This window comes from Saccharothrix sp. ST-888 (assembly GCF_000955975.1).
In the GTDB taxonomy this organism is placed as follows: domain Bacteria; phylum Actinomycetota; class Actinomycetes; order Streptomycetales; family Streptomycetaceae; genus Kitasatospora.
Map to the genome: position 1 here is coordinate 1 of NZ_JYJF01000981.1, position 302 is coordinate 302.

A 302-nucleotide genomic window follows, 5' to 3' on the forward strand; every position below is an offset into this window, starting at 1 on the left:
GATCGAGTGCATCTCCGCGTCGTTGGCCATACACGCCGTCATCGGGATGGGTGTCATCCCGGTCGCGCCGGGGCCGAGCGAGGACGATCTGATGTTCGTCTCGCGCACGGTGACCGACAAGATGGCCCCGGCGGTCAAGCGCCTCTACGAGCACATGCCCGAGCCCAAGTCCCTGATCTCCTTCGCCGCCTGCTCCAACTCGTGCGGCCCCTACTGGGACTCGTACTCCGTCACCAAGGGCGTGGACCAGATCATCCCGGTCGACGTCTACGTGCCCGGCTGCCCGCCGCGGCCGGAGGCGC

Annotated in this window: 1 protein-coding gene; it reads left to right on the forward strand. The window is 67.9% G+C overall.

Annotation, left to right across the window (positions count from 1 at the left end):
* Positions 1–91: 91 nt before the first annotated feature.
* A partial coding sequence (locus UK12_RS35255; protein ID WP_442973941.1) for an NADH-quinone oxidoreductase subunit B occupies positions 92–302 on the forward strand: 211 nt, incomplete at its 3' end.